We start from the raw sequence: 19863 nt of genomic DNA, 5'->3' as shown, positions 1-19863 counted from the left end.
GTCCCTACGCCAGCCGGATCACGTTCCACGACAGCGGTTCGAGTACGGCGGTGAGGGTGCCGTCCGCGACGGCGGTGCCCTCGACCGGGTGCGGGGCGACCCGCTCGGGCTCGTCGAGGGTGTTGCGGGCGTCCGGGTCGGCGTCGGCGAGGGCGCTGTGCTCGACGACCCGCGTCAACTCCAGGCCGTTGAGGGCGACTTCGAGCGGGAGCGGCTCGGTGCGGCTGCGGTTGACGGCGAAGACGGTGACGGTGCCGTCGTCGGCGCGGACGGCGGTGGCGTGCAGCAGGTCGGTCTCGCCGTACTTCCTCGTCTCGTACGTCGGCGAGTCCACGCGGACGTCGAGGACCCGGCCGCGGCCGTACCGGGAGGCCTGGGCGAAGGGGAAGAACGTCGTCTGGCGCCAGGCCGGGCCGCCCGGCTCCGTCATGATCGGGGCGATGACGTTGACCAGCTGGGCGAGGCAGGCGACGGTGACGCGGTCGGCGTGGCGCAGCAGCGCGATGAGGAGGGAGCCGAAGACGACGGCGTCGGTGACGCTGTAGTTGTCCTCCAGCAGCCGCGGCGCCTCGGGCCAGTCGTCCTGCTCGAACTCCTTCGCCCGCTCCTCCCACTCCGGCAGGTACCAGACGTTCCACTCGTCGAAGGAGAGGTTGATCCGCTTCTTCGACTTCAGGCGCGCGCCCACGTGGTCGGCGGTCGCCACGACGTTCTCGATGAAGGACTCCATGTCGACGGCGGAGGCCAGGAAGGAGTCGACGTCGCCGTTCTCGGGCCAGTAGTAGGCGTGCAGGGAGATGTAGTCGACCAGGTCGTAGGTCTCCTTGAGGACGGTCGCCTCCCACTCCGCGAAGGTCGGCATGGACTGGCTGGAGGAGCCGCAGGCGACGAGTTCGACCTTCGGGTCCTGCTGGCGCATCGCGCGGGCCGTCTCGGCGGCGAGACGGCCGTACTCCTCGGCCGTCTTGTGGCCGGTCTGCCAGGGGCCGTCCATCTCGTTGCCCAGGCACCACAGCCTGATGCCGAAGGGGTCCTTGTCGCCGTGGGCGACCCGCAGGTCGGACAGGGCGGTGCCCTCGGGGTGGTTGGCGTACTCCTGGAGCTCCAGGGCCTCGGCGACGCCGCGGGTGCCGAGGTTGACGGCCATCATGGGCTCGGCCTGGGGGCCGACCTTGCGCAGGAAGTCGATGTACTCGGAGAGGCCGAAGCGGTTGGTCTCGGTGGAGTGCCAGGCGAGGTCCAGACGGCGCGGGCGGCTCTCGGCGGGGCCGACGGAGTCCTCCCACTTGTAGCCGGAGACGAAGTTGCCGCCCGGGTAGCGCAGGGCGGTGACGCCGAGCTCGCGGACCAGGTCGAGGACGTCCTGGCGCAGGCCCTTGTCGTCGGCGGTGGGGTGGCCGGGTTCGAAGATGCCGGTGTAGACGCAGCGGCCGAGATGTTCGACGAACGATCCGAAGACACGGGGGTTGACCTCGCCGACGGTGAAGGCGGGGTCGAGGGTGAAGCGGGCGGTGCTGTTGCTCATGGGGACCTCTCGGAAACGTGTCACTTGATGACAGGCCAGTCGCGCACCCAGCCGAGCCTGTTCAGGCCCAGCTTCGGGGTGCCGTTGTCGTCCGCGTCGTAGTAGTGGTACGCCAGCCAGTCCTGGCCGTGGGTTCGGAAGACCGACTCGCCGCCGGGGCCGACGTACCTGCCGTGGCTCGCCAGCAGCAGGTCGCCGCCGCCGTCCAGGAGGGCCTTGCCGGTGCTGTCGGTGTAGGGGCCCGTCACCTTCGTCGAGCGGCCCACTCTGATCTTGTAGGTGGAGTTCACGCCGGCGCAACAGGCGTCGTAGGAGGCGAAGAGGTAGTAGTAGCGGCCGTGTCGGACGATGGACGCGCCCTCCACCGCGTACGGGGCGTCCGGGCGGGTCGCCAGGTGTGCGACCGGGGCGTCCGGCAGGGCCTTGCCGGTGCCCGGGTCCAGTTCGACCATGCGGATGCCCGTCCAGTACGAGCCGAACGCCATCCACAGCCGGCCGCCGGCCCTGATGATCGCCGGGTCGATGGCGTTCCAGGTGTCCGTCGTCTCGGAGGTGAACGCCGTGCCGTGGTCCGTCCAGGTGCCGGGCAGGCCCGAGGGGGAGGTGGCCACGCCGATCGCCGAGTGGTTGGTGCCCCAGCTCGACACGGCGTAGTACAGCCAGTACCGGCCCGCCCGGTAGGAGATGTCCGGGGCCCAGGGGTCACCGGTGTCGTTGTACGCGTACCACCAACTCGGCGGCTCGGCGAAGGCGTTGCCCGCGTCGTCCCACTGGCGCAGGTCCTTCGACGTGCGGGCTCCGATGACACCGCCGGTCGAGTAGGCCACGTAACCGCCGGACCTGAGCGCGACGACGCTGGGGTCGTGGATGATCCGCTGGCCGGTGACCGGCAGCGGGTCCGGGTAACTCTGGTCCGCCTGCGCCGCGTTGGGGAGGAAGGCCAGGAGGACCGCGGCCGCCGCGGCCGTCACCGCTCTGCGCACCCTCACTGTCCCGCCAATCCCGTGTGGGCCACGCCCGCCACGATCTGCCGTTGGAAGAAGACGAAGACGACGATCAGCGGCAGGCCCGCCATCAGGCCGCCGGCCATGAGCTGGGCCCACTGGATGCCGTAGGAGTTCATGACGGTCGCGATGCCGTTCGGCATGGTCATCAGGTCGGGGTTGTTGGTCACCATGTAGGGCCACAGGAAGTTGTTCCAGGAGGCGATGAAGGTGAAGATGCCGACCGCGGCGAGGGAGGGCCGCGACAGCGGGAGCACGATCGTGAAGAAGACCCGCCAGCGGCCCGCGCCGTCGATGAAGGCGGCCTCCTCCAGCTCGCGCGGGATGCCCTGGAAGAACTTGTAGAGGATGTAGACCATCGCGGCCGGCGCACACTGCGGCAGGATCATGCCCCAGTAGGTGTCGACCATGCCCATCTGCTGGACGGTGGTGAAGAGGGGGACGCCGAGGACGGCGGGCGAGATCATCAGGCCGGACATGACGATCCCCATGAGCACGCCCTTGCCGCGGAACTCGGTGCGGGCGAAGCCGTATCCGGCGAGGGCCGCCACCGTCAGCACGATGGCGGTGACCAGGACCGAGACCACCAGCGAGTTGACGAACCAGTCGGTGATGTTGCCGGTCGACCACAGCGCCCGCCACGCCTGGGTCGTCCAGGTCCTCGGCAGCCAGTGCGGCGGGATCTCGGCCGCCTCCGCCTCGGACTTGAGCGAGGTGAACAGGGCCGCGGCGATCGGCGCGACGAAGACGCCGGAGACGGCGACACCGAGCAGGGTGAGCACGATCTGGCTCGGCGTCCAGGGCCTGCGGGACTGCTTGCGGATCTGTACGGCGGTGGTCATCGGCCGCCCTCCTCACGGGTGCGCAGCAGCCACATCCGCGCCAGGGCGACGACTGCGATGATCACGAAGAAGATGATGGACATCGCGGAGGCGTAGCCCACGCGGTAGCTGGTGAAGCCCTGTTCGAGGGTGTACTGCACGAACGGCCGGGTGCTGTTCTCCGGTCCGGTGCCGAAGTCGAACATCACCACGGCCTGGTCGAAGAGCTGGAGCGAGGCGAGGACCTGGAGGGCGATCACCAGGCCGGTGATGTGGCGCAGCATCGGCAGGGTGATGTGGACCATGCGGTGCCAGGCGTTGGCGCCGTCCAGCTTGGCGGCCTCGTAGAGGTGGGCGGGGATGCCCTGGAGGGCGGCGAGGTAGAGCAGGAAGGAGAAGCCGACCGTCCACCACAGGGTCTCGATGACGATGGCGAGCATCGCGTACGACTTGTCGGTCAGCCAGGGTGTCTCGATGCCGAGGGTGTGGTTGAACAGGCCGATGCCCTGGGTGAACAGCCACTGCCACATGTTGCCCGCGACCGTCGAGGGCAGCAGGAAGGGCGCGAAGAAGCACAGGCGCCACAGCCACTTCCCGCGCTCGATGTGGTGGGCCAGCATCGCGAGGAGGAAGGCGAGGACGGTGATGCAGGGCACGACGAGCAGGGTGAAGTAGGCGCTGTGCCCGAGCGCGTCCCACATCATCGGGTCGTGCAGTGCCTCGCGGTAGTTGTCGAGGCCGATGAAGCTCGCGCCCTCGCCGGAGATGTTGGCGTCCGTGAAACTGAGGTAGACGCCGCGCAGCAGCGGCCAGACCACGAACAGCACGAACAGCAGCAGGAACGGGGCGACGAACCAGCCCCCGTGCTGGAAGCCCTGCTTGCGGCGGACGGTGGCGGTGGCCGCGGCGGTGCGTACGCGCGCGGGGGCGAGGATGTTCTCGGCACTGGTCGTCATGCGAGCGCGCCTCCCTGCGCGGCGGTCTTGCCGTCCATCGGGTTCTTGCCGGCGAGGAGCTTGACGAGCTGGTTCTTCATCTTCCGGGCGACCGCGGCGGGCTTGGCGGAGCCCATGGTCGAGGAGACGACCATCGGGCCGAGGTCCTGGGCGAGGATGCCGGTGGAGCCGGCGAACCACACCTTCGGCTCGGTGGCCTGGTGGTCCATGGCGGAGACGTACTCGTTCTGCGGCTGGAGTTTCCTGTACGCGGCCGTGGACAGGGTCGGCGTGTAGGCGGGGATGTGGCCGCCGGCCGCCCACTGGAGGGCGTGCCGCACGACGTAGGCGGCCAGTTCGTGCGCGGCCTCGTTGGTGGCGCCGCCGCGGCCGGCCTGGTGCGGCAGGACGAAGGAGTGCGACTCGGCGTGGGTGGCCTGTCTGCCGAAGACGGGCGGCAGCGGGGTGGCGCCGTAGTCGAGCTTGGCGGCGGAGAAGACGGGCACCGACCAGTTGCCCTCCCAGGTGAAGGGGGCGCCGTTGATGAACTGCTCGCCGGTGGGCGCGCCCGGGATGACGTAGCCGTCGGTGACGTGCTGCCGGAAGAACTCCAGCACCTGGGTGGCCTTGTCGGTGTCGAAGAGGACCTCGGTGCGGGCGTCGTCGAACCACTGGCCGCCGAGCTGGGTGTAGAAGGCGACGAAGAACCACCACTGGAAGTTCTGGTCGTTGGTCCACAGACCGATGGTCTGCAGGCCCTTCTTCTGGGCCCGCTTGGCCTTCTTCAGGACGTCGAACCACTCCGTGGTGGACGTCACCGGGATCATCCGGCCGTCGTCGCCGAGCAGGCCGGCCTTCTTCAGCACGTCCTTGCGGTAGAAGCAGAGCTGTACGTGGATGTCGAGCGGCAGGGCGTACAACTCGCCGTCGATGACGCCGCGTTGCCACAGTCTGGGGTTGTAGTCGGCTTCCCGCACGCCGTACTTGGCGAGCAGGTCGACGTCCCAGGGGTCCAGCAGGCGGCCCGGCGAGAAGCCCGCGACCCGGCCCATGTGCATCACGCCGAGTTCGGGGGCGCGGTTGCCGGCCGCGGCCATGGCCAGCTTGGTGTAGAAGGGGCTGCCCCACTGGAGGGTGGAGTCCTTCACGGCGATGCCGGGGTGTTCCTTGCGGAAGGCGTCCAGCATCGCGATCATGTTCGATCCGTCGCCGCCGCTGAAGAGGTTCCAGTAGCGCACCCGGGTGTGCGCGCTGGAGGCGAGCGCGTCGGCGCCGGTGCCGAGTGCGGCGAAGCCGGCGCTGCCGGCGACGAGCAGCCCTCCGAGCCCGCCCAGAAGCTGCCTGCGATTCAGGCCAGGTCGTCCCATGCCCCGCCCTATCTGTCGTCTTTGACGTTTCTGTGGGCCTTACCGTTCGAAATATCGGCGTACGCTCGTAACTTCGAACGGGACCGTAGGGAGGAAGCGCTTTCCAGTCAATGGTTCGCGCACGAAAAAGACGCCGCGGGTCCGTGGGCCGAACCGGAGTCGGTAAGTCGACCAAGCGATCGCGTGACGGGGACAGTTCAGGCGCGTACTCTCGGACAGGCCGCCGAACGGCGGTGAGGAGGGGGTGCGATGGACATCGCGGGCGCGCGCAGAACGGCGTCCCGGATCTCCGCGGCGCTGCGCGGTTCGCGGCGCGGTGCCACGATGCGTGCCCTCACGGCCGACCTCGCCGCGGCCCTGCGGGCCCGGCCCTGTCCGCCGGCGGACGTCCGCGCGGTGTGCGCGGCCCTGTGCGAGGAGATGAGCGCGCGCCGGGCCGGCCGCCCCGTCGAGCTGCGCTTCGAACGGTTTCCGGACGAGATCCAAGTGACGGGCATGTGGGTGGAGTTCCAGCACTTCGATCTCGTCATCGTCGAGGAGCGGGCCGAGGGCGTGCAGCAACTGGTCATCCTGGGGCACGAGTTGTGGCACATGCACGCCGGTCACGCCCACCACCACCCCGTCGCGCCGGTCGCGGCGAACGCCCTCGCCGGACGGCCGGACTGGGACTCCGTCGCCCTGACGGTGGCCGCCCGCGACGGCTCCCGCGAGGCCGACGAGGCGGAGGCCGACGACTTCGGGCACCGGCTCGCCGCCGCGCTGCGGCCCCAGTTGCCCGGACACGGCGGCGCCGCCCGTCCCGGCCCGGTCCAGCGGACCCTCGGCTACCGCGGACGCGAGGGCGGGGTGCGGTGACCGCCGTGCCCATGGCCGAGGGCCCGGCCGCGTTCTTCACCGGGCTGTACGTCTCCTTCTGGCTGCCGGGCCTGGTGCTGACCGCGGCCCTGGTGATCAAGCTGCCCAGCATCATCAAGCTGTGGCGCGACCCGCTGCTGCGGGCCGTCGGCGGTCTGCTGCTGTTCGCCTGCGCGGTGTTCGCCTTCGCCTCCCCCGCCACCATCAGCTGGACCAACCGGGTCACCGGCGTGCCGAACATCGCCGCTCCCCTGGTCTACTCCCTGATCACCGCGCTGTCCGCGTCCTGGCTGCTGCTGGTCGTGCACTGGCGCAACGGCCACACCGACCGCCGCGAGCAGACCCGGCGCGCGACCCGCTGGGTGGTCTCCGTCTACGCGGGCGTGGTCGTCGCCCTGTGGGTGCTGTTCGCGCTCGCCGACGTGCCCGTGGAACAGCCCCGCAACCTCGACACCTACTACGCGAGCACGCCGTTCATGCGCGAGGAGATCCTGCTCTACCTCACCGCGCACACGGTCGCCTGCTCGGTCACGACCCGGCTCGTGTGGAACTGGATCCGCACCGACGGCCTGGACGGCTGGCTGCGCTGGGGACTGCGCTTCCTGGGCATCGGCTACGCGACGAACCTGCTGTTCAGCGCCGCCAAGTTCACGGCGGTGGCGGCCCGTTGGACCGGTCACGACCTGGACTGGCTGAACGCCAACATCGCCCCGTCGGCCGCCTGCATCGCCGCCACCTTCGTCGCGGTCGGGTTCATCGTCCCGCACGCCGGCCAGTACCTGCAGGACCGCTGGCTGGTCCGCGGCCGCTACCGCGCTCTGCGTCCGCTGGCCCGGCTGATGCGGACCGTCGCCGGCGGCCGCGAACCGCTCGCCCTGCGCGCCACCGCCGAGATGCGCCTGATCCGCCGCGAGACGTTCATCCGCGACGCGCTGCTGCAACTGTCCCGCTTCCTCGACGAGGACCTGCGCGAACGGGCCCACCAGGCCGCCCTGGCCCTCGGCCACGAGCCCGCCCGGGCGCAGGCCCTCGCCGCCGCCGTGACGATCCTGGACGCCGTCGACAGCGGCCGGTACGCCCGCGCCGGCGAGACCGGCACCGGCGAGGCGGACACCTCGTACCTGCTCCGGGAGATCCTGTCGGTCTCCGACGCCCTGCGCCACCCTGACGAGATCACGGCGGTACGCACCCGCGCGGCCGTCCCGGCAGAGAGCATGTCCGCGCATGAGTGAACGCCCCGCCCCCGCCGGAGTCGCCGTCGTCCTGGGGGGATCGCACACCGGCATGCTCGCGGCCGGGGCCCTGACCGGTCTCGCCGAGCGGGTCGTCGTCGTGGAGCGCGACGAGCTGCCGCCGGCTCCCGGGCCGCGCAAGGGACTTCCGCAGGCCCGGCACGCCCACATGCTCTGGTCGGGCGGGGTGCGGGCGATGGAGGAGCTGCTGCCGGGCATCACCGAAACGCTCCTGGACGCCGGGGCGCGCCGGGCGCCGGTCACCACGGACATGGTGATCTTCTCGGCGCACGGCTGGTTCCGGCGCTGGCCCGAATCGCACCACGTGATCCTCGCCGGGCGCGATCTGCTGGACGCGACGGTCCGGGCGCGCGTCCTGGCCGACGAGCGCGTCGAGGTGCTCGACGGCACGGAGGTGCTGGGGCTCGCGGGCGACGCGGAGGCGGTCACCGGGGTCCGGGTGCGCGGGCGGGACGGCGGGGAGCGGACCATCGAGGCGGGCCTGGTCGTCGACGCCACCGGCCGGGGCTCCGGGGCGCCCCGCTGGCTTTCGGACCTCGGCCTGCCCGCGCCGGAGCCGCGCGAGGTCGACACCGGTCTCGCCTACGCCAGCCGGCTCTACCTCGCCCCCGAGCCGGCCCGCGCCGGCTTCCCGGTGGTCAGCGTCCAGCCGGACCCGCGGGACGGCGGCCCCGGCCGGTCGGGCTTCCTGCTGCCCATCGAGGACGGCCGCTGGATCGTCACGGTCAACGGCACGCGCGGGGGCGAGCCCGGCCCGGCCAACGCCTCCGGCGACGACTTCGTCCGGTTCGCCCGCGAGGAACTGCGCCACCCGCTCATCGGCGACCTGATCGACCGCGCCGAGCCGCTGTCCGACGTCGCCTTCACCCGCACCACGGTCAACCGCCGGTACTTCTACGAGCGGGTGCGGAGGTGGCCGGAGAACTTCACGGTGCTCGGCGACGCGCTGGCGGCGTACAACCCGGTGTACGGACACGGGCTGGCGGTGGGCGCGCAAAGTGCCCTGCTGCTACGGAAACTGACGGCCCGTCACGGCATCGGCGCACGCGGTCTGTCGCGCCGCGTCCAGAAGGCGGTGGCGCGTCCGGTCGGGGCGGCGTGGGACCTGGCGACCGGGCAGGACGTCTTCTATCCCGGGGCGACGGAGGGCGGACCGACGCTGCGGGACCGGGTGCTGGCCGCGTACGTCTCCCGCCTGATGCGCACGGCCACCGGGAACGGGCGGATCGCCCGCCGCGTCACCGACGTGACGTCGCTGGAGCGGCGGGCGGAGGTGCTGCTGGCGCCGGATGTGCTGCTGGCGGCGGCGGTGGGGCCGTTGAAGCCGGGGCTGACCGAACCGCCGCTGACCGCGGAGGAGTTGAAGGTGGCGGGGTTGCGGTAGCTCAGCCGGCGAAGGGGGGCTGCGCCAGGCCCTTGCCCGCGCCCGGCACCACCAGCAACGAGCCCGCCGTCGGATGGGGGGCCTCCAGACCCACCCTGGCCGTCGTGATGTACAGGTCGGTGAGGTCGGAGCCGCCGAAGGCGCAGGCGGTCACCCGCGGGGTCGGCAGGGTGATCGTCCGGTCCAGGTCACCGGCGGGCGTGTAGCGCCGTACCGCGCCCCCGTCCCACAACGCCACCCACACGCACCCGTCCGCGTCCACCGTCAGACCGTCCGGGAACCCGGCGCCGTCCTCGATCTCGACGAAGGGACGCCGGTCGGTGACCTGCCCCTCCTCGTGATCGAAGACGTCCACGCGGCGGGTCGGCGAGTCGATGTAGTACATGAGCCGCCCGTCGGGGCTGAAGCCGGTGCCGTTGCTGACGGCGACGTCGTCGAGGACCGTGCGGACGGTGCCGTCGGCGGTGACGCGGGAGAGGGTGCCGCCGCCGGGAGCCTCGTCGTAGCGCATGGTGCCGGCCCACAGGGAGCCGTCGGGGGCGACGGCGGCGTCGTTGGCGCGGCGGCCGGGGACGGGCTCGTGGTGCAGCCAGCGGAAGGCGCCGTCGGGGTCGACGAGGCCGACGCCGTCCCGCAGGTTCAGGACCAGTCCGCCGCCGGCCCGGGGCTTGGCGGCGCCGACGTGCTGCTCGGTGACGCGGACGCCGCGGCGGCCGGTGGAGGGCTCGTAGGTGTGCACCCGGGAGCCGAGGATGTCGATCCAGATCAGCCGCCGGGTGGCGGGATCCCAGGTGGGTCCCTCGCCGAGGGTGGCCTCGGCCCGTACCGCGACCTCGTACCGGCCGGTCATGCCACGCTCCGGTGTCCGAGGCGCTCCGACAGCTCGGCGGCGCCCTTGGCGGCGAGCTGCTCCAGCTCCGCGCGGCGCTCGTCGCTCCAGCGGATCATGGGTACGGAGATGGAGAGCGCGGCGACGACCTGGCCCGTACGGTCCCGGACCGGGGCGGCGACGCAACTGACGTCCGGGTTGGACTCCCGGCTCTCGACCGCGATGCCCCGCTGCCGGATCCGGGCGAGGGCCTCGCGCAGGGCGGCCGGGTCGGTGATGCTGTTGGGTGTCATCGCGGCGAGCTCGGCGTCGTCCGGGACCCGCGTGGCGAGTTCCTGTTCCGGAAGGGAGGCCAGCAGCATCTTCCCGACGGACGTGCAGTGGGCGGGCAGCCGGCGGCCGGCGGCGGACACCATGCGCACGGCGTGCGTGGAGTCGACCTTGGCGATGTAGATGACGTCGGTGCCCTCCAGGATCGCCACGTGCACGGTCTCGTCGCAGGTCTCCGCGACCGACCGGGCGACCTGCTGGCCCTCGGCGGCGAGGTCCAGCTGCTCGGCGTACCGGCTGCCGAGCTGGTACGGCCGTACGCCGAGCCGGTAGCGTCCGGGCTGACCGGGCACCTGCACGATGTAGGACCGGGCGGCGAGCGTGGTGACCAGCTCGTGCACGGTGGTGCGCGGCAGCTGGAGCTTGCGCACGATGTCGGGGGCGGAGAGCGTCCCGTCCCCGTCGAGGAAGAGCTCAAGAATGTCGAGAGCCCGGGTCACCGCAGGTACAAGACGTCCCACGACCGGCCCCCTCCCTTGGGTATGTGCGTCTGTGTTCGAAATTTCAACAGACGATCGGCATGACGAACACAGGCTAGTCATAGTGCGTTTACCCCGGCAATGGTCCTGCGCCCACCACCTGACGGCGGCCCGTGGGTCATACTGACTCTCCTGTGCGACACGTCACATCACGTCGCCCAGTGAGGGGTATGTGGGGGGATTTCATGCGCGACATGGTCAAGGGCTCGAACGTGTCTCTGTCGGCCCTGAGCGAGAACGCCGGCTCGGTGATCGTCGGCCTGGGGTGGGTGAGCCCGAGCGGTGAGGGGGACGCGGACGTGTCCGTCCTGCTGCTGGACGGGAACGGCAAGGTGCGCAGCGACGGCGACTTCTGCTTCTACAACAACCCGGTGGCCGCCGACGGCTGCGTGCAGCTGCTGGGCAAGACGCCCACCGGGGACGGAAACGAGGACCGCATCAGCTTCGATCTGTCCGCGGTGCCGCCGGACGTCGAGCGGCTGGTCGTGGCCGCGAGCCGGTACGAGGGGGCGCGCTTCGGCGAGTTGGAGGATCTGCGCCTGACACTGGCGGACGCGACGGGCGAACAGCTCCTGCGCTTCGCCGTCGATGACGCCGGTCCGGTGAGCGCGATCATCTTCGGCGAGTTGTACCGGCGCGGGGAGGAATGGAAGTTCCGGGCCGTGGGCCAGGGGTACGAGTCCGGACTGGCCGGCCTGGCCACGGACTTCGGGGTCGACATCGACGACGAGCCCGAGGGCGGCGAGGAGACCGCGTCCGAGGAGCCTGCCGCGCAGCCGGCTCTCGAGGCGGTTCCGTCGCCTCGCCGGTCCGCCGAGTCCGGTGGTCCGGGCAGGCCGACGGCCCGGCCCCGTACCGCGAAGAAGAAGGTCACCCTGCCCAAGGTGACCAGGAAGTCCCTCGCGGACAACGACTCCTGGAAAGAGGCCCGGCTGTTCCCGGTGTCGGTGCTCAAGAGCGACCGGGACCGGGAGACCCGCGCCACCTCGGTGCTGCTGTCGGTGATGGCGCAGGTGCCGGAGTTCGGCAGGCGCCTGACGGCGGCGTTCGGTGCGCCGGCGGGCCGTATGGAGACATTCACGGAGGTCTCCCTGCCGCACGGTGACACGCCCCGGCGCCCGGACGGCGTCATCCGCGTCGAACGGGCCGGCAAGCTGTGGACGGCGCTGGTCGAGACGAAGACCAACGGCAACGCTCTCAAGCCGGACCAGGTGCAGGCGTACATGGACATCGCCGCCCGGCGCGGCTACGAGGCCGTGATCACCCTGTCCAACGACGTCGCCCTGGAGGGCAGCCCGCTCGTCGACGTCAAGACCGACGGACGGCGCAAGCACAAGGTCGCACTGCGGCATCTGTCCTGGGCCGAGGTGGCCCACCAGGCCCAGATGCTGATCAGGCACGAGGGCGTGGGCAACGCGGCGCACGCCTGGCTGCTACAGGAGCTGCTGCACTACCTGCAGCACGACAACTCCGGCTGCCACGGCTTCCAGAACATGGGCGCGGCCTGGGTCCCGGTGCGCAACGGCATCGACGACGAGACCCTGTGCCAGGGCGACCCGCGCGCGCTGGAAGTGGTGGAGAGCTGGGAGCGGCTCATCCGCCAGGTGTGCCTGGGGCTCGGAGGTGAGCTCGGGCAGAAGGTGCTGCCCGTCCAGCGGTCCAAGCGGGGCGCGGATCCGGGGGCGCGCCGTGCCCTGCTGGCCGACCGCCTCTGCGTGGACGGTCGCCTGCACGCGGAGCTGCGGGTCGAGGGCGCTCCAGGGGTCCTGGCCGTCACCGCCGACCTGCGCACCGGCAAGCTGCGCACGTCTGTGCAGATCCCCGCTCCGACCGCGGGGTACCCACTGACCTGGGCCAAGCGGCTGGTCCGCCGTCTGGAGGAGGCTCCGGCGGACCTGCACATCGAGACGCTGGTGGACGGTGACACGGGCGGACCCCGGGGCACGCTGGAACGTCTCCGCCCGGAGCCGGCGGACCTGCTCCCGAAGGACTCCGCCACCCATATCACCGGCTTCCGCCTCTCCCTGCTCAAGAGCATGGGCAGCGGTCGGGGCAGCGCCGAGTCGGGCTTCATCCGGAGCGTGAACGATGCCGTGAACCGGTTCTACGCGGCAGTCGTGGTGCACCTGGACGGGACGGCCCCGCGGAAGGCCTCGCCGAAAGACCCCACCCCCGCCGGGTGAGGGCCGCGGTCAGTGGGTTTCGGTGGCTTTTTCCGCGTGGTGGTGGATTGCGTCGGCCGCCGGGGCGTCGTGGAGGGTGCCTTTGAGGACCGTGGCCAGGAGGCCGGGGGACAGGCGGAAGTAGGGGGCGAGGTGGGTGCCCAGGGTGTGGGCGTCGTGCATGACCAGGCCGCGCATGACCTCGTAGTGGATGCCGGTGGCGACGAAGTACTCCGGCCAGCCGGGGATCGGGCGGGTGCCGTGGAGGCCGTCGGCGCCGTAGGCGAGCAGCGGGGGCTGGACGCGCTCGAACAGGGTGCGGAACGCCGCCCGGTCGTGGAGGTAGGAGGCGGACGGGAAGACGAAGATCTCGGGCGCCCGGGCCCGGACCCGCTCCGCCTCCGCCGTGAGGGCGAAGAGGTAGCGCAGCCGGGAGGAGGGTCCGCTGGGCACGGGTACGGCGTCGGCGTGCGGCAGGGTGAAGAGCTCGCCGGCCACCTCGTCGGGGTGCAGGTGGCCGAAGAGGGCGTCGACCACCTGTTTCTTGAAGTCCAGGGGCTGGGTCAGGTCCAGGCCGGGGGCGCGCGCGACGTGGTCGGTCAGTTCCGCGATCAGTGCCCTCACGTGTGCGGGGTCCGTGAAGTCGATGACCCGGTCGAAGCGGAAGTCGGCCAGTCTGCGCACGACATGGGCGAAGTACGTCCCCGGGTTGACCGGCGTGACGGGGTAGAGCGGCGGGGCGAGCACGTTGAGCGCCAGGTCGCAGGCGAAGGAGAAACCGACGTCCGCCGCCGCGGTCCGGGTGGTGACGGTGTGGTCGAACAGGCGGCGCGCCACACCGTAGAGACCCGAGTAGTGCTCCGAGACGTTGAACGCGAACTCCTCCGCCGCAGCCCCGGAATGGCGATGCCCGTCGAGCGCCGCCGCGAGCAGCCGGAACATCTCGCTCTGCCGTGCGGCGCCCTCCATCAGATGGCGCGCCCCCACCGACCAACCGCTCTCCGTGACGAAATGCCGGTCGACCGGGAGATGCCGGCGACGGTCTTCGAGGAACGCGCGGTACCGCTCTATGTACGGGGAGTTGGGCAGCATGCCGCCCATCACACTGCTGATGGTCGGAACGAGCTCACCCCACAGCGGCTCCCGGCCGTCCTGCCGCAGGACGTCCAGGTCTCCCCTCCGGCAGCCGAAGTAGAGCCGCCGGGTGGCCTCCAGCCGCTCCCACCGGCCCAGCGCGTCGCCGAACCGGTCCTCCTGCCCGAGCAACGGAAGGTCGGACTCCCGCAACTCCCCCAGCGGCACGTCCCCTTCGATCATGCCGAGCTGGAGCTCCAGCAGCAGCGTGCCGAACAGACCCGCGCCGGTGCCGACGTGCTGGAGCCAGTGATGGCGCTCGTGCAGCAGCGCGGCGAGCACGGCGATCCGTTCCTCGTGGGTGCCCGACTCGTCGACCACTTCGCCGAGTTCGAGCCGGACGGCGACCGGGTCGACCCGGCCCAGTCCGCTGTGGAAGGCGGTGCTGGCGGACTCATTCCGATGGCTGTTCAGCCGTGATGTCACGGACAAGCTGCTCGACCTCGCGGCTGTCTTGGAGGCGGCCTTCGAAGGTCACCGACTGCTCCGTACCCGAACGCGTGATGTTGATCTTCACCTGCTTGCCGGAGATGTGCGCGATCAGCACGTCCCGCACCATCTTCAGTCCGCCCGCCGAGACGACCGAGACGACGATCGTCTGCCAGCCGGCGGTCAGCAGCGCCAGGCCGGCCGGATCGCTCTCGTGCAGGGACACCCCCGGCGCCTCGATCCCGGCCAGCGCCTCCTCCAGCTTCGCGAAATCGCCCTGGCCCGCGCTCAGTTCCAGCAGCACGGGCCGGGTCAGCGGCCGGTCGACTTCCTCGTCGTGAACCCCGTTCATGACACGAGCCTAACGATCGGGCACCCTGATGCGCATGGATGTACTGGTGACCGGGGGCAGCGGGTTCGTCGGGTGTCATCTGGTGGCGCGGCTGCTGGAGCGTGGCCATCAGGTGCGGACCACCGTCCGCAGCACCGCCAACGCGGCGAAGGTACGGCCGTTGGAGCGGCTGCGGGAGCGCCACCCCGGCCGGCTTGAGCTGTTCGAGGCCGATCTGCTGGTCGACGGTGCCTTCGACGCGGCGATGAAGGGGTGCGAGGTCGTCTTCCACGTCGCCTCGCCCTTCTTCATGCCGGAGAAGATCAAGGACGGCCAACGGGACATGGTGGAGCCCGCGTTGACCGGAACCCGCAACGTGCTCGGCAGCGTGGAGCGGACGCCGAGCGTGCGCAGGGTCGTCTTCACGTCCACCGTCGGCGCGATCTTCGGGGACTACGCCGACGTCCTGGAGCAGATGGACGGGCAGGTGCTGACGGAGGCCTACGTCAACACCACCAGCACCGTGGAGAACAACCCGTACCACTACGCCAAGACGGTCGCCGAGCAGGCCGCCTGGGAGACGGCGAAGGCACAGTCCCGCTGGCGCATGGTCGCCGTCAACCCGGGGCTCGTGCTCGGCCCCTCGCTCACCCCGGCCTCCGAGTCCGGCAGCCTGTTCCTGCTCGACGAGCTCTTCAAGGGCTACTTCTGCTACGGCGCCCCGGACTTCAGCTTCACCACCGCCGACGTGCGGGACGTGGCGGACGCGCACATCGCCGCCGCCGAACAGCCCGACGCGCACGGGCGGTACATCGTCGCGGCGCCGGAGATGACGTCCTTCCACGACATGGCCCGCATCATCCGGGGACGGTATCCGAGGAACCTGCGGCTGCCCCGCAACCGGCTTCCGCACTGGCCCGTTCGCATCCTCGGGCCCGCCTTCGGGCTCAGCCAGGACTACATCCGCAAACACCTCGGCATCAGGTTCCGGGTCGACAACAGCCGCAGCGTGCGGGAGCTGGGAGTCACCTACCGGCCGATCGAGGAGACCGTGCTCGATCACTACGAGGCATGGCGCGCCCAGCACCGCTAGAGGCGGCTCACCGGCTCACCTCCGTCTCGTCTCCCCCAGCTGCCCCCGCAACCTCTGCGCCCTCAGCACCAGTTCCAGCTCGAAGCGGCGGTCCGGGTCGTCGATCTCGTCGCCCCACAGCTCCCGGATCTGGCGCAGCCGGTAGCGGACCGTCTGCGGGTGCACGCCGAGGCGGGCCGCCACCTCGGGCGCGCCGCCCCGCGTCTCCAGCCACGCCAGCAGCGTCTCCGCGAGCCGGCGGCCGTGCGTGGGCCCGCAGTGCGTGAGCGGGGCCAGGCAGCGCAGCGCCAGGTCGTCGATCAGCTCCTCGGGCTGGAGCAGCACCAGCGCCTCCGTGTGCTGCGTGCAGTACAGCACGTCCCCGGCCGGCAGCAGCCGCCGTTCCATCAGGTGTACGGCCGCCTCGGCCCACCGCAGCGACTTCGCCGCGTCGGCCAGCGGCACGGGCGGCCCGATCGCGCCGGACCAGCCGGTCAGCGCCCGGTGCAGCAGCTCGGGGCGGCCGGCGGCGTCCGGTTCGGGCACGACCATGCGGGGCTGCTCGTACTCCATGTCGAGCAGGATTCCCTGGCCGACGGCGGGCGCGACCGCCTCCCGCGCCGGGCGCAGCAGCACCCCCACCGCGACCTTGCGCGGCAGCGGCCAGCCGACCCGGGCGGCCCGTTCGGTCAGCGCCTCGGCCGGATCGCCCCGGTGGTGTTCGGCGAGCAACTGCTCCATCAGCCGCCGCTGCAACCGCAGGCGCTCGCCGGCCTGCCGCGCCGCCGCCTCGGCGTAGCCGCGCACCGACTGGTCGACCAGGCCGTCGAGGTACTCGTAGCCGGCGTCGACCAGTTCGTACATCGCCGGCGGCGGGATCTCCACGCGCTGGCCGATCTCGGCGAACCGCCGCCAGGCCAGCCGTACGCCCATGCGGTAGATCGCCTGGAGGGAGTCGAGGGAACGGCCGTGCAGGCCCTCGCCGCGGCCGAACTCCTGGAAGACGCCCGGCGGGACCGTGGGCCGGCCCTCCGACTGCTCCAGGTGCTGGACGAAGACCTCGATGGCGCGGCGGATGCCGACCAGGGCCATCGGCTCGCCCGACTCGTCGAGGACGACGGGCAGATGGGGGTACTCGCGGCGGATCTCGCGCAGGATCTCCTCGGCGAGCTCGGGCGCCTCGGCCATGGCGATGGCGGCGAACCGGCGCACCTGGAGGCGGGGCACGTCGTGCCAGGCGGAGCGGGCGGAGACGGACGACGGTGAGCGTGCGGCCGCCACCGGTCAACTCCCTTGCCCGGCTTGCTCGTACGTGATCAGCGGCGTGTTCGGCTGGTCCGGTGTCGCCTCCAGCAGCGCGACGATGCCGAGGGCCGCGCCCACGGCGAGGACGGCGGCGATCACGACGGTCACCGCGGCGGCGAGCAGTCTGGACATCGCAGGGTCAGCCTCTCTGTGCGAAAGGTCGTCCCCACCCCGGTGTCCCACCCCTGCCTGTCGGCTCAGTCTCGACAAGCATTGACACCCCGTCAAGGGGCGCATACGGTTCCCGGCCCATAGAGCGGCCCGAACTCCGTTTCCCTCGCCCCAGGAGTGTCCGGATGCGCCGTACAGCCTCACCCCTCTCCCTGATTCTGCTGGGACTCGGCACGTTTCTGCTGGTCCTGGCGCCGATGCTGGCCTGGTACGTCGAGCCGCGCGCCGCGGTGAACCCGATCGACATCGACATCACCGCCGTCTACAGCGGCACCGGCGCCTACTTCGACACCGACGCGATCCGCACCGTGCACGACAAGCGCATCACCGTCACGCAGCAGGTGCGCGGCGACGTCGCCGACAGCGAGCGCAGCGGGCGGGCCGTGTGGGACGTGACGACGACCGTCGACACGGACAAGTCGCTGCCGGCCGCCGACCCCCACGACGCGCTGGAGTTCTTCGCCAACCGCTGGGTCACCGACCGCCACACCAACAAGCCGGTGCACTGCTGCCACGAGAACCCCTACTTCGAGGGCGACGCCTACCTGAAGTTCCCCTTCGACGTGCACAAACGCTCCTACACCTGGTGGGACAACTCGCTCGGCTCCACGGTCGTCCTGCACTACGCCGGCACCCGGAAGGTCCAGGGCTACACCGGCTACCGCTTCACCGGCACGGTCCCGCCGACGAGGATCGGCAGCCGGCTGGTGCCGGGCACCCTCGTGGACGAGCCGAACCGGCCGCAGGTGCTGGCCGAGGAGTGGTACTCCAACCACGGCATCGAGCTGGTCGTCGACCAGCGCACCGGCCGGGTGCTGTACGCACAGGTCGGGCCACGGCGTACGTTGCGCGCTCCGGGGCACACGAAGGACGCGGTGCTGCTGCTGGACAGCAGGAAACTCGGGTTCACCACCGCGACGCAGAAGGAGCAGGTGAAACTGGCGAAAAAGGAGAGCGGCCAACTGCGTGCCGTGGGGCAGACGTTGCCCATCACGACTGCTGTGGCCGGATTCGTCCTCGCGGCAGTAGGGGGCGTTTTGGTGCTCCGTGGACGGGAGCGCCCCGATCCGCCCGAGACGCCCGGGGCTCCGCTCACGATGTGACACGACGTCAGTTCTAATAAAGCCGGAAATTGTCACCTCGGTGAGTAGCCGTGACGGACGGCGGGGCGAAAACTGTCCAACCCCACCCGAGCACAACCAGTTCACACCCCCCGCCCAAGAAGCTCTCAGTCCCCCCACAGACAGACCGGAATTGCCACCACCGAGTTCCGCACCCTGAGACGAGTTGGAGCACCCATGCCCCAGCACGTGCCATCCCCGCTGCGCGCCCATCCCACGGCGCCGCAGCACCCCCCGGCGCTCCCCCCACAGCCGCGCCGGATCACCTTCCTCGCCCATCGCGACCTGGACAACCCGGCCGCCGGCGGCTCCGAGCTGCTGGTCGACCGGCTCGCCGACGGACTGACCCGGCTCGGCCACCAGGTGACGCTGCTGTGCGGCGGACCCGCGTCCTTCCGGGACTACCGGGTCGTGTCCGCGGGCGGCGAGCTCGGCCACTTCCTGCGCGCCCGCAGCGCCTTCGCCCGGCAGGTCGGCGAGACCGATCTGCTGGTCGAGGTGTGCAACGGGATGCCGTACTTCGCGCCCGTCTGGCACCGCGGTCCCACGCTGTGCCTGGTCAACCACGTCCACACCGACCTGTGGCGGATGCGGTTCGGCGGCCCGCTGACACCCGCCGCCCGGCTCGGCCGCAGACTCGAGCACTGGGCGCTGACCGGTGCGCAGCGGCGCAGCCTGCTGGTCGCCGTGTCGCCGTCGACGGCGCACGCGCTGCGCGCGATCGGCGTCGAACGCGACCGGATCCGGGTCGTCCACAACGGCGTCGAGGAGCCCGGGCCGCGCGCCGACCGGTCCGCGGAGCCGCTGTTCGTGGCGGTGGGCCGACTCGTCGAGTACAAGCGGATCGATCTGCTGCTCAGACTCTGGGAGCGGGTACGGCCGGTGACCGGCGGCCGGCTGGTCATCGTGGGCGACGGCCCCGAGCGTGAGCGGCTGGAGCAACTGGCCGGTCCGGGCGTGGAGTTCACGGGACACGTGTCCGAGGCCGAGAAGCACCGGCTGCTGTGCGCGGCCTGGCTGCTGCTGCACCCTTCCGCGGTGGAGGGGTGGGGGCTGGTCGTCACGGAGGCGGCCGCCCGGGAGACGCCGACGGTCGCCTTCGACGTGCCGGGGCTGCGGGATTCCGTCGTGGACGGGGAGACCGGGGTGCTGGCGCACGGGGAGTCCTCGTTCGCGGCGGCCTGGTGCACGCTGGCCCTGTCGGGCCGGCGGCGGGAGCTGATGGGGAAGGCGGCGCGGGAGCGGGCGGCGCGCTATCGCTGGGATCGGACGGTGAGACAGTTCCGGGCGGTCGCGGCGGAGGCGGTGCGGGGCCGTGTCGCCTAAGGGGTGGGGGGCCGGTGCGGGTGCGCGAGC

The 19863-nt window shown here is 71.3% G+C and carries 18 protein-coding genes; 7 read left to right on the top strand and 11 right to left on the bottom strand.

Annotation, left to right across the window (positions count from 1 at the left end; all coding sequences use genetic code 11):
• Positions 1 to 4 precede the first annotated feature (4 nt).
• Genes arfA through ACYF6T_RS26145 form a run of 5 tightly spaced genes read right to left on the bottom strand, consistent with a single transcriptional unit; the run spans position 5 to position 5652 of the window.
• The gene (gene arfA / locus ACYF6T_RS26165) at positions 5 to 1525 is read right to left on the bottom strand and encodes an arabinosylfuranosidase ArfA (protein WP_461699381.1); all 1521 of its coding nucleotides are present in this window, start codon (positions 1523 to 1525) and stop codon (positions 5 to 7) included.
• Positions 1526 to 1545: 20 nt separating this feature from the next.
• On the bottom strand, positions 1546 to 2514 hold the full coding sequence (locus ACYF6T_RS26160; protein WP_461699379.1) for an arabinan endo-1,5-alpha-L-arabinosidase: 969 nt from the start codon (positions 2512 to 2514) through the stop codon (positions 1546 to 1548).
• The gene (locus ACYF6T_RS26155; RefSeq protein ID WP_461699378.1) at positions 2511 to 3371 is read right to left on the bottom strand and encodes a carbohydrate ABC transporter permease; all 861 of its coding nucleotides are present in this window, start codon (positions 3369 to 3371) and stop codon (positions 2511 to 2513) included. The genes ACYF6T_RS26160 and ACYF6T_RS26155 overlap by 4 nt, the downstream gene beginning before the upstream one ends.
• Complete coding sequence (locus ACYF6T_RS26150) at positions 3368 to 4306, bottom strand: carbohydrate ABC transporter permease (protein WP_461699377.1); 939 nt, start codon at positions 4304 to 4306, stop codon at positions 3368 to 3370. Before ACYF6T_RS26150 ends, ACYF6T_RS26155 begins: the two co-directional genes overlap by 4 nt.
• The gene (locus ACYF6T_RS26145; protein WP_461699376.1) at positions 4303 to 5652 is read right to left on the bottom strand and encodes an extracellular solute-binding protein; all 1350 of its coding nucleotides are present in this window, start codon (positions 5650 to 5652) and stop codon (positions 4303 to 4305) included. The genes ACYF6T_RS26150 and ACYF6T_RS26145 overlap by 4 nt, the downstream gene beginning before the upstream one ends.
• 249 nt (positions 5653 to 5901) lie before the next feature.
• Between ACYF6T_RS26145 and ACYF6T_RS26140 the strand changes: the two genes are divergently transcribed.
• The 3 genes from ACYF6T_RS26140 to ACYF6T_RS26130 are packed head-to-tail and all read left to right on the top strand — an operon-like array spanning position 5902 to position 9144.
• Complete coding sequence (locus tag ACYF6T_RS26140) at positions 5902 to 6507, top strand: toxin-antitoxin system, toxin component family protein (protein WP_461699375.1); 606 nt, start codon at positions 5902 to 5904, stop codon at positions 6505 to 6507.
• An 11-nt stretch (positions 6508 to 6518) separates the two neighbouring features.
• Complete coding sequence (locus ACYF6T_RS26135; RefSeq protein ID WP_461699440.1) at positions 6519 to 7739, top strand: MAB_1171c family putative transporter; 1221 nt, start codon at positions 6519 to 6521, stop codon at positions 7737 to 7739.
• A complete protein-coding gene (locus tag ACYF6T_RS26130) occupies positions 7732 to 9144 on the top strand; it encodes an FAD-dependent oxidoreductase (protein WP_461699374.1) in 1413 nt (470 codons plus the stop codon). The genes ACYF6T_RS26135 and ACYF6T_RS26130 overlap by 8 nt, the downstream gene beginning before the upstream one ends.
• A gap of 1 nt (position 9145) precedes the next feature.
• Here the strand turns inward: ACYF6T_RS26130 and ACYF6T_RS26125 are convergent, their stop codons facing one another.
• Both ACYF6T_RS26125 and ACYF6T_RS26120 read right to left on the bottom strand, forming a co-directional pair.
• Complete coding sequence (locus ACYF6T_RS26125; RefSeq protein ID WP_461699373.1) at positions 9146 to 9994, bottom strand: SMP-30/gluconolactonase/LRE family protein; 849 nt, start codon at positions 9992 to 9994, stop codon at positions 9146 to 9148.
• Positions 9991 to 10764, bottom strand: coding sequence for an IclR family transcriptional regulator (locus tag ACYF6T_RS26120; RefSeq protein ID WP_461699372.1), 774 nt, complete (start codon positions 10762 to 10764; stop codon positions 9991 to 9993). The genes ACYF6T_RS26125 and ACYF6T_RS26120 overlap by 4 nt, the downstream gene beginning before the upstream one ends.
• Positions 10765 to 10967: 203 nt before the next feature.
• On the opposite strand from ACYF6T_RS26120, the gene ACYF6T_RS26115 reads away from it, so the two are divergent.
• Positions 10968 to 12965: a TerD family protein gene (locus ACYF6T_RS26115; RefSeq protein WP_461699371.1), complete on the top strand. Its 1998-nt coding sequence runs from the start codon at positions 10968 to 10970 to the stop codon at positions 12963 to 12965.
• Between the two features lie 9 nt (positions 12966 to 12974).
• On the opposite strand, the gene ACYF6T_RS26110 is transcribed toward ACYF6T_RS26115, so the two are convergent.
• Together ACYF6T_RS26110 and ACYF6T_RS26105 are read right to left on the bottom strand one after the other, a co-directional pair.
• A complete protein-coding gene (locus tag ACYF6T_RS26110; protein WP_461699370.1) occupies positions 12975 to 14504 on the bottom strand; it encodes a hypothetical protein in 1530 nt (509 codons plus the stop codon).
• Positions 14473 to 14859: a hypothetical protein gene (locus ACYF6T_RS26105; protein ID WP_461699368.1), complete on the bottom strand. Its 387-nt coding sequence runs from the start codon at positions 14857 to 14859 to the stop codon at positions 14473 to 14475. The genes ACYF6T_RS26110 and ACYF6T_RS26105 overlap by 32 nt, the downstream gene beginning before the upstream one ends.
• A 34-nt stretch (positions 14860 to 14893) precedes the next feature.
• Here ACYF6T_RS26105 and ACYF6T_RS26100 point away from each other — a divergent pair, with 34 nt between their 5' ends.
• Positions 14894 to 15931, top strand: a complete 1038-nt coding sequence (locus ACYF6T_RS26100) for an NAD-dependent epimerase/dehydratase family protein (protein ID WP_461699367.1) — start codon at positions 14894 to 14896, stop codon at positions 15929 to 15931.
• A 15-nt stretch (positions 15932 to 15946) separates the two neighbouring features.
• Here the strand turns inward: ACYF6T_RS26100 and ACYF6T_RS26095 are convergent, their stop codons facing one another.
• Both ACYF6T_RS26095 and ACYF6T_RS26090 read right to left on the bottom strand, forming a co-directional pair.
• Positions 15947 to 17191, bottom strand: coding sequence for a PucR family transcriptional regulator (locus ACYF6T_RS26095; protein ID WP_461699365.1), 1245 nt, complete (start codon positions 17189 to 17191; stop codon positions 15947 to 15949).
• 3 nt (positions 17192 to 17194) lie between these two features.
• On the bottom strand, positions 17195 to 17347 hold the full coding sequence (locus ACYF6T_RS26090; protein ID WP_461699364.1) for a hypothetical protein: 153 nt from the start codon (positions 17345 to 17347) through the stop codon (positions 17195 to 17197).
• A 164-nt stretch (positions 17348 to 17511) separates the two neighbouring features.
• Between ACYF6T_RS26090 and ACYF6T_RS26085 the strand changes: the two genes are divergently transcribed.
• Positions 17512 to 18489 carry a PorA family protein gene (locus tag ACYF6T_RS26085; RefSeq protein ID WP_461699362.1) on the top strand — a complete coding sequence of 326 codons (978 nt, stop codon included), beginning with the start codon at positions 17512 to 17514 and terminating at the stop codon, positions 18487 to 18489.
• A gap of 195 nt (positions 18490 to 18684) precedes the next feature.
• Positions 18685 to 19833 (top strand): glycosyltransferase family 4 protein, encoded by a 1149-nt coding sequence (locus ACYF6T_RS26080; protein ID WP_461699361.1) that lies wholly within the window; start codon positions 18685 to 18687, stop codon positions 19831 to 19833.
• The last annotated feature ends 30 nt before the right edge of the window (positions 19834 to 19863 follow it).

The organism is Streptomyces sp. 7R007 (genome assembly GCF_054850255.1).
Note: the sequence above shows the minus strand (reverse complement) of the source record. Positions and strands in the feature narration are given on the sequence as shown.

Coding starts and splice junctions, on each gene's coding strand:
- arfA (WP_461699381.1), bottom strand. CDS start 1,525: ATGAGCAACAGCACCGCCCGCTTCACCCTCGACCCCGCCTTCACCGTC.
- ACYF6T_RS26135 (WP_461699440.1), top strand. CDS start 6,519: ATGGCCGAGGGCCCGGCCGCGTTCTTCACCGGGCTGTACGTCTCCTTC.
- ACYF6T_RS26090 (WP_461699364.1), bottom strand. CDS start 17,347: ATGTCCAGACTGCTCGCCGCCGCGGTGACCGTCGTGATCGCCGCCGTC.
- ACYF6T_RS26105 (WP_461699368.1), bottom strand. CDS start 14,859: ATGAACGGGGTTCACGACGAGGAAGTCGACCGGCCGCTGACCCGGCCC.
- ACYF6T_RS26130 (WP_461699374.1), top strand. CDS start 7,732: ATGAGTGAACGCCCCGCCCCCGCCGGAGTCGCCGTCGTCCTGGGGGGA.
- ACYF6T_RS26080 (WP_461699361.1), top strand. CDS start 18,685: ATGCCCCAGCACGTGCCATCCCCGCTGCGCGCCCATCCCACGGCGCCG.
- ACYF6T_RS26085 (WP_461699362.1), top strand. CDS start 17,512: ATGCGCCGTACAGCCTCACCCCTCTCCCTGATTCTGCTGGGACTCGGC.
- ACYF6T_RS26140 (WP_461699375.1), top strand. CDS start 5,902: ATGGACATCGCGGGCGCGCGCAGAACGGCGTCCCGGATCTCCGCGGCG.
- ACYF6T_RS26155 (WP_461699378.1), bottom strand. CDS start 3,371: ATGACCACCGCCGTACAGATCCGCAAGCAGTCCCGCAGGCCCTGGACG.
- ACYF6T_RS26150 (WP_461699377.1), bottom strand. CDS start 4,306: ATGACGACCAGTGCCGAGAACATCCTCGCCCCCGCGCGCGTACGCACC.
- ACYF6T_RS26100 (WP_461699367.1), top strand. CDS start 14,894: ATGGATGTACTGGTGACCGGGGGCAGCGGGTTCGTCGGGTGTCATCTG.
- ACYF6T_RS26125 (WP_461699373.1), bottom strand. CDS start 9,994: ATGACCGGCCGGTACGAGGTCGCGGTACGGGCCGAGGCCACCCTCGGC.
- ACYF6T_RS26115 (WP_461699371.1), top strand. CDS start 10,968: ATGCGCGACATGGTCAAGGGCTCGAACGTGTCTCTGTCGGCCCTGAGC.
- ACYF6T_RS26145 (WP_461699376.1), bottom strand. CDS start 5,652: ATGGGACGACCTGGCCTGAATCGCAGGCAGCTTCTGGGCGGGCTCGGA.